We start from the raw sequence: 7,707 nt of genomic DNA on the forward strand, positions 1-7,707 counted from the left end.
GCGTCGGAGATGACCCCGAGGGGTTCGGGAACGACCGGGCTGGCGTCGTCGGCCGGGGTGAACACCCTGCGCCTGCTCAGTTCCGCCAGCATCGTTTGGGCCATCAGGTAGGAGCGACTGACGCACGCGGCGCGCGCGGCCTCGGGGTCGCGCCGGTGTATCGCGGCGGTCTCGTCTTCGTAGAACGGCAACAGGTCCTCGCGAGGGGTCTGGTAGGTCATCCAGAACAAGCGGGGGATGAGGTTTTGCGAAGCGCGAATCGTGGCGTGCAGTCGCGGGCCGGCGTACTCGTCGTTGATGGTCCGCCGGTAATCCGATGCGACGTCGGAAAACGCGCGCGCGTCCTTAGCGATCCGCATCGATCGCATGAATGCGTCGAGCTGTCCGAGGATCCGGGGCGTCGGGCTGGTGGCCGCACGCGCCGATGCGATCCCGTTGAGTAAACCGTCGAGTTCGTGGTGCTCGAGGACGGTGGCCTCGTCGAACCGCTCCACGAACGCGCCACGGTGGTAGCGGGTGGACACGATGCCGTCGTGCTCGAGCTGGACCAGCGCCTCTTGGATTGGGACGCGACTGACGCCCAGACCCAGCGCAATTTCATTGCGGTCGACGCGGTCTCCAGTGCGCAGCTTGCCGGTCAGCAGCAGATGCAGGATGTGCGAAACGACTAGGTCTTTTTCCTTGACCCCGTATTTCTTCGGCATTTCTTTATTGAGTCTCTTTTCAAACCCTGGTGCGGCGATCGGGCGCGGGAGATCTAGCGCGAGAAGCTTCTCACGATTTGGCCCGTGCTATCAGGTATTCGACAGATCAACCTGAGTTAAACATAAGAGCGGGGTTTCACCGACTATCCCGCCACTTGCACAGCGCTTCGGCGGAGGTCAGGTCGTAATCGGGGCCACCGCTCGCCACAGTCAGCAGGGTGACGCCGAGATCCACCAGCGCTTCGGCATTGGGGATCAGGCCCTCGCCGCTTCCGGCCGAGGCCGAATGTTCGATGCCGGCCGGGTCGCGACCCACGTCGTCGCAGTGCCGACCGAGGATGGCCGACTTCGCCGGCAGCTCTTCGGCGGAGGTGAAACTGTGCCAGACATCGGCGTATTCGGCGACCAGGCGCAGGGTCTTGCGCTCGCCGCCGCCACCGATCAGGACCGGAATGTCGCGGGTCGGCGCCGGGTTCAGTTGAGCCAGCCGCGCCTTGATTCGTGGCAGGGCGGACGCCAAATCGTCCAGGCGGCTGCCGGCGGTGCCGAATTCGTACCCGTACTCGTCATAGTCCTTCTGTTTCCAACCCGAACCGATCCCGAGCACGAGCCGGCCGTCGGAGATGTGGTCGACGGTTCGGGCCATGTCGGCCAGCAACTCGGGATTGCGATAGGAGTTGCACGTCACCAGCGCACCGATCTGGATGCGTGACGTCTGCTCGGCCCAGGCGCCGAGCATGGTCCAGCATTCGAAGTGCGCGCCGTCGGGGTCGCCGTACAGCGGAAAGAAGTGGTCCCAGTTGAAGGCGATGTCGACGCCGATGTCTTCACAGCGGCGCACGGCGTCACGGATCTGGCCGTACTGCGGCGCGTGCTGAGGTTGTAACTGAACACCGATACGGATGGGGAAGTCGGAAGCCATACCCCCACCGTAGGCTCACCGCTTCGCGAGCACTCCGCGCAGCAGCTCGATCAGTTCGCGAGGCTGATCGCTTTGCACGGAGTGGCCCGAATTCTCGACGACGTGCGTGGCGCGGAAATGCTTTGCGCGACGGCTTAATTCGGTGGCATCCTCTTCGGTGACAAAACCCGACGATCCGCCGCGAATGAGTGTGACGGGCGCCGACAACGCGTCGACGTCGTCCCACAGACCGCTGAAGTCGGGGAAGACGCGGATGGCGTCGTATCGCCACGTCCAGTTGCCGTTCTCGAGCCGGCGGGAGTTGTGGAAAACGCCGCGGCGCAGCGCTTTCACCTCACGGTGCGGGGCCGCAGCGACCGTCAGATCCAGCATGGCCTGGAAGCTGGGGAATTCCCGTTCGCCGTGCATCAGCGCGACCGTGCCCTGCTGCTCTTTGGTCATCTCGGAGTGGCGTTGCAGCGCCGACGGGGTGACGTCGATCAGGACGAGCTCGGGCACGAGCTCGGGAGCAAGGGCGCCGAGGCGCACCGCCGTCAAGCCGCCCAGCGACATTCCCACCACGACCTCGGCCGTCGGCGCGTGCTCGCGCAGGATCGGCAGCAAGGCGTCGGCGTTGTGCTGCGGCGAATAGTCACCGTCCTCGCGCCAGGCGGAATGCCCATGACCGGGAAGGTCGACGGCCAACGCGGGTTCGTTGACACCGACGACGACGGTGTCCCAGGTGTGCGCATTCTGGCCGCCGCCGTGCAGGAAGACGACCCGCGGGGGAGTGAGGCCCCAGTGCAGCGCGCTGATTCTGTTCTCGCCCTCGCCCCCCTCGATGCGCCGGACGTCGGGCAGCGGACCGTCCGTGCCCGCCTGCTCGGCGTTTTCAGGCAGCAGCGAGAATTCGGGCAGGCCGGCGAGTTCGTCTTCGGAGATCTCGGTCACGAACTAAAGACACTAGCGCCGCCACCGTCGCTCTAGAGGACATAACGACGGCGAATGGCGTGGAACCGTTCCCACATCGCGGCGGCGCGTTCCGCAGGACCCACCATCGCAGTGTCGGCGGGCAGCGCGCCGAGCACGTCGTGGTGCTTGACCACACGGGTGTTCAGCACCACGGGTTGGCCCTCGAGCATGTGCCGGTACGTTACGTTGCCACACGAAAAGCCCTGCGTGTCCAGCCAATTGTGGACGCCGGGATCACGATGAGTCATAACGAGACGGATGCGGCCGTCGCGGTCGGCTTTCGTACGGCTCGGCGTGTAGCTCACCGGCCGGTACAGGTAGTCCATGCTGTTGAAGAACGGTCCCATGTTGGTCAGCATCCACAGCCCGTCGTGGGCGTCGAATTCGATGATCAGCGCCTCGTCGTCGCAGAGTTCCCAATACATGTTGGCGGCGGCCCGGCCGCGCTTGTTGTCGGCGTCGGTCGCATCGACGTGCGGGAAAGCGTTGGGCCGGCTGGCGTCGACGCCGCCGTAGGTGAAAGGAAACTCGGGCCAGTCGGACATCAGGCCGGTGACGAAATCACCGGCCCAGCGCATCGCCTCGACCATGTCTTCGGGCGTGGGCAACGGCTTGGGGGAGTCCATGTCGATCCGCTCGATGCGGATCTGTGCCGGCAGCTCATCCCAGCGGTCGAAGCCCTGGCGGATGAACAGTTTGCGGGACCCGGCAGTGGTGGGCAGCCAGTTCGGTCCACGTTCGGGGCCGCCGATGTAGAGCTCGAATTCCCCGTCGTCATCGACGAAGAGTTGGTGGCCGAGCAGGTTCGCCTGCGGGGTGTCGCCGAACGGCTCGTGCAGCACGCCAGGGCCGGCGACTCGTGGCCCCTGCACGGTGACGTTCAAGAATCGCGCCGTGCCGCGGGTGCCGGTGACGCGATACGTTGAGCGCCCGTCGATCCACGCCTGCTGGTAGGTGAAATCGCCGCAGTCGCCGCCGAGCTTGCGGGTCGGTCCGCAAAACGTGTGCAACACCGGGTAGCGGGTGTCGCGGGTTTCGAGCGCCAGATCGAAGGCCTGACCCAGATTCTGGGTCAGAAACCGGTATGCGTCGACACGATGCACACCCGCATCGGGGTTGGCCTCTTTGAAGACCTGTTCGCCCGCGCGCTGCAGTCGGGCGCAGAACTCGGTCCACGCCGATTGCAGTGCCGCGTCTTCAGGACCGTCACCGAAGGCCATAGTCACGCACCCAGTCTGCCGAGCATCGCGCCGACGACATCGCATGCGCGCCGGACGGATTCGAAGCACCCCTCCTGGTCGATGCGGGGCCCGATGAGCTCCAGGTCGAAGCCGTGCGTGTAGCCGCCCGCCAGCGTCTGGGCGACGAACGTCTCGATCGGGATGGCGCCGTCCCCGGGCACCGCCCTGCCCGGCAGTGCGCGATCCCCGAGCACGTAGTCGCTCAACTGGACCAGCACCGTTCGCGGCAGCGCTCGCTGCACCATCGCCTCGAAATCGCCTTCCGCCCAACAATGGAACACGTCCATGCAGATGCCGAGTTCGCCCATTTCGGCCAGTGTGACGGTGTCACGCAGTGTGTGCGCGAGATGGATGTCGGCATACAAGCTCGAGGCGTTCTCGATCGCCAGCGCGACGCCGACGCGCTTCGCGTGCGCCACGCAGGGCGCGACCATGTCGCAGAACCGTTCGGCGGCCCGCCCCCACGAGAGGTCGCCGCGTCCACCCGTCAGCATGTAGACGGCACGTGCGCCGACCGTGGCCGCGGCGTCCAGCACCGTCGACAGCGCGTCCTGCGCGGCCCGGGGATCGCCGGCCAGGCTTCCGCCCGAGAAGAGATGGTACACCGCCTCCACGGTATAGGCGTTGCGCTGCAACAGCATTGCGAATTCGGGATCGAGAAGCTGGCTGTCCAGAATGCTCAGCCGGGATATGCCGAGCTCCGCCCAGTGGCTTTCCAGCTCGGTCAATGGCGCGCCGAGAAACGTCACGTTGTGCACCGAAAGACGTTTGTGTGCCTGGGCGGTCATATCAGCCCCGCTTCTCGATCGCGACGCCGAACCGGTCCCGGAAGGGCTTGAACTCCGCATGCAGCGCGTCCAAGTCTTCGCCGATGTCGATCAGCAGCTGAGTCGAGTAGCGGAACTTCCCGTAGCGGTCCCCCGGGTTGTTGGCGAGGTAGGACCGCATCGCCGACTCGGCCTCGTCCGTGAGCTTGCGTCCGCAGAACGCGTAATAGCTTCGGACTGTGGCTATTTGATCGCCGACGAAGTCGGTGTAGCGGACATGCAGGATGCGCGGATCGTCGACCAGCGGGTTACTCATCGTGTTGGCGATGCTGGCGCGCGTCATCTCGAGGTGCTTCTTGGCCTCGGCGTGCAGGTCGATCGGGCCGATCGCCCCTTCGGCGATGTCGGCCATCATCATGGTGCGCGACGCGGCGACCTGCACCGGATCGCGGTGCAGCCAGACCATTCTGGCGTCGGGGTAGGTGTCGAACATCTCCTTGAGCCGGAAGCCGTGAAAGCCTTTCAGCACCCAGTACTTTCGCGGCCGGCCGTATTGCAGTTGCTGCAGCATGGCCTTGTGAAGCCGGTACTGTGCGGCCGGATCGGTGGCCAGCCCGCCGACCAGCGACTGCATCGGGACCCGCCACCACGCCGTGGGCGTCATCACTCGGAAGTCGAACGCCCAGGTGCGTTCGTCCTCGGGCAGCCCGTCACCCAGCATGTCGTTGTAGGGGTGGCTGTGCAGCCATTTGGGCATCTTGGCGTTGATCTCGCGCCAGTCCGCGTCGGCCCGCTCGCGGCGGTCGTCATCGGGACCGGCAAGACCGGGTGGGGGCGAGGGATACATGACCTCCCAGAAACGCAGCGCCCGCGCGTGCGGATCGACCGACATCAGCGCGTGCATGAGCGTTGTCCCCGAACGTGGTTCGCCGGTGACGAACATCGGCGCCTCGACCACTTCGCCGCCGATCGGGTAGCGGTTGCGGTCTTCGATGAACTCGAGCCGTGAGGTGAGCAGCCATCGACACACCTGCGCCGCTTGCTGGTTGCCGGCGGAGTCCATGCCGAGGCCGTTCAGATGGTCGACGGCGACGGTGAAGCGCTCCGGCAGCGTGGGATCACCGTAGTCGCGCAGTCCGGTTTCGGACTCCGCGTCGGCCAGCATCTTCGCGGCGTCCAAAAGTGTTGTCACGACCGGTCTCCGCACAGTCGCATCAGCTCGTCCTCGGCTGCCCGGACGTTGGCCGCGGACGTCGCGGCGTATGTCACGCCGGCCATGGCGCCGTAGTCGAGAATCTTGGGGACCCGCAGACCCGCGTCCACGTATGTCTTGATGATTTTGGCGACCTCTTTCGGTGTTCCGTGCGGCACGACGGCCAAGACCATCTCGGGTTGCACGTCGTCCAGGAAAGCGACAATTCGCGCACGGGTGAGTACGGCCGGGTCGATGTCTTGAAATCCGCGCCAACTGCTCCCCATGGGATGCTCAAATCCGAAGCCGCGCAACGTCTCCGCGGAGACCTGCAACAGAAAGGCCTTGACCAGCGGGGCCTGCAGGATCTCGGCGAGCGCGTTCTCGTCCTCGCCGATTAGACATACCTGGATGAAGCATGGGGTGATCGCCTGCGGATCGCGGCCTGCTCGCTCGGCGGACGCCCTTACCGTGGCGAGCATTTCGGCGTAGTGCTCCGGGGTCCAGGCGCCGGCCGGCCACCACCCGTCCGCGTGACGGCCGGCGATGTCGAGCATCCGGGGGCCACTGGCACCGATCCAGATCGGCGGGGGTTTCCCCTCGTAGGGTTCGGTGTCCAGCCGGGCGTGGTGCAACGAGTAGAACTGGCCGTCGAAATCGACCGGCCCGTCGCTGTGCCAGAGCAGCTTGATGACCGTCAGCGCCTCCTCGAAACGGCCGACCGGGCGCGAGAAGTCGAACCCGTAGGGCAACGTGTTCTCGCTCTCCCCGCTGCCCAGCCCGAGGATGAACCGGCCGTTGGCGAGGTGGTCGATGGTCAGCGCCGTCTGGGCCAGCATGGCGGGATGGCGGCGCACCGTGTCCACGACCGCACTGACGAGGGGAACGCGCTCGGTCAGCACCGCGGCCGCGGCCGCGACCGCAAGTCCGTCCAGGTGCCGGTGCGGCGATGGGGAAGCGGTGGCCAGGTCGGTGAACTCGGGAGTCCAGATCGAGTCGGGCCAGAAGCTGACCATGTGATCGGGCAGCCAGATCGAGTGGTAGCGGCCGCTGTCCAGTTCGGCGAGCCGGGACAGGTCAAGGGGGAGCGTCGTCCGTAGGAACGCGGCGGGTTGCACGGTCATCGAAACATGATGCTAAGCACTCGCACAGCATCGTGTCGATGAAATGTTCGTAGTGCCTCGAGGGATGACATCAGGAACGCGCCCCGGCCATTAGGTGATCCGCGGATCTGCTAGCGCGTGCGCTAGCACTTTGGAAAGTCACCTAATGGCCGGGGCGCGATTGTCGCTGACAACCATGCGGGGCATCAGCCCTCGATGATGAACTCCTCGAGCTGAGCGCGCGCGATGTCGTCGGGCAGCTGCTGCGGCGGGCTCTTCATCAGGTAAGCCGACGCCGGCACAACCGGACCACCGATGCCGCGGTCCTTGGCGATCTTGGCCGCGCGCACGGCGTCGATGATGACGCCCGCCGAGTTCGGCGAGTCCCACACCTCGAGCTTGTACTCCAGGTTCAGCGGCACGTCACCGAAGGCGCGACCCTCCAGGCGGACGTAGGCCCACTTGCGGTCGTCGAGCCAGCCGACGTGGTCGGACGGGCCGATGTGCACGTCCTTGGTCTTGAACTCGCGCTGCAGGTTCGACGTGACGGCCTGGGTCTTGGAGATCTTCTTGGACTCCAGCCGCTCACGCTCGAGCATGTTGAGGAAGTCCATGTTGCCGCCGACGTTGAGCTGCATCGTGCGGTCCAGCTGCACCCCGCGGTCCTCGAACAGCTTGGCCATCACGCGGTGGGTGATGGTCGCGCCCACCTGGCTCTTGATGTCGTCACCGACGATCGGTACGCCCGCGTCGGCGAACTTCTTGGCCCACACGGGGTCCGACGCGATGAACACGGGCAGTGCGTTGACGAACGCGACACCGGCGTC

General features: G+C 65.7%; 7 protein-coding genes and 1 pseudogene. All 8 read right to left on the reverse strand.

All coding sequences use genetic code 11. From position 1 onward, the window contains the following. On the reverse strand, positions 1–704 hold a 704-nt coding region (locus tag JOZ00_RS16125), incomplete at its 3' end, for a GntR family transcriptional regulator (RefSeq protein ID WP_293345258.1). Between the two features lie 136 nt (positions 705–840). Further along, positions 841–1,626: an LLM class F420-dependent oxidoreductase gene (locus JOZ00_RS16130; RefSeq protein ID WP_293345260.1), complete on the reverse strand. Its 786-nt coding sequence runs from the start codon at positions 1,624–1,626 to the stop codon at positions 841–843. A 15-nt stretch (positions 1,627–1,641) separates the two neighbouring features. Beyond that, positions 1,642–2,556 carry an alpha/beta hydrolase gene (locus JOZ00_RS16135; protein ID WP_293345262.1) on the reverse strand — a complete coding sequence of 305 codons (915 nt, stop codon included), beginning with the start codon at positions 2,554–2,556 and terminating at the stop codon, positions 1,642–1,644. 32 nt (positions 2,557–2,588) lie between these two features. Beyond that, a complete protein-coding gene (locus JOZ00_RS16140; RefSeq protein WP_293345270.1) occupies positions 2,589–3,797 on the reverse strand; it encodes a DUF1214 domain-containing protein in 1,209 nt (402 codons plus the stop codon). Positions 3,798–3,799: 2 nt separating this feature from the next. Next, on the reverse strand, positions 3,800–4,606 hold the full coding sequence (locus JOZ00_RS16145) for a TIM barrel protein (protein ID WP_293345264.1): 807 nt from the start codon (positions 4,604–4,606) through the stop codon (positions 3,800–3,802). A gap of 1 nt (position 4,607) precedes the next feature. Then, on the reverse strand, positions 4,608–5,777 hold the full coding sequence (locus JOZ00_RS16150; RefSeq protein ID WP_293345266.1) for a sulfotransferase: 1,170 nt from the start codon (positions 5,775–5,777) through the stop codon (positions 4,608–4,610). Then, on the reverse strand, positions 5,774–6,901 hold the full coding sequence (locus JOZ00_RS16155) for an LLM class flavin-dependent oxidoreductase (RefSeq protein WP_293345268.1): 1,128 nt from the start codon (positions 6,899–6,901) through the stop codon (positions 5,774–5,776). Before JOZ00_RS16155 ends, JOZ00_RS16150 begins: the two co-directional genes overlap by 4 nt. Before the next feature lie 185 nt (positions 6,902–7,086). Beyond that, positions 7,087–7,707 (reverse strand): annotated as a pseudogene (locus JOZ00_RS16160) (inositol-3-phosphate synthase); the annotation flags it as partial.

The sequence above is a fragment of the Mycobacterium sp. genome, from assembly GCF_019243155.1.
GTDB lineage: Bacteria > Actinomycetota > Actinomycetes > Mycobacteriales > Mycobacteriaceae > Mycobacterium.

Excerpts from the sequence above, each read along its gene's own strand:
- JOZ00_RS16130 (WP_293345260.1), bottom strand. The coding sequence starts at position 1,626 with ATGGCTTCCGACTTCCCCATCCGTATCGGTGTTCAGTTACAACCTCAG.
- JOZ00_RS16140 (WP_293345270.1), bottom strand. The coding sequence starts at position 3,797 with ATGGCCTTCGGTGACGGTCCTGAAGACGCGGCACTGCAATCGGCGTGG.
- JOZ00_RS16145 (WP_293345264.1), bottom strand. The coding sequence starts at position 4,606 with ATGACCGCCCAGGCACACAAACGTCTTTCGGTGCACAACGTGACGTTT.
- JOZ00_RS16155 (WP_293345268.1), bottom strand. The coding sequence starts at position 6,901 with ATGACCGTGCAACCCGCCGCGTTCCTACGGACGACGCTCCCCCTTGAC.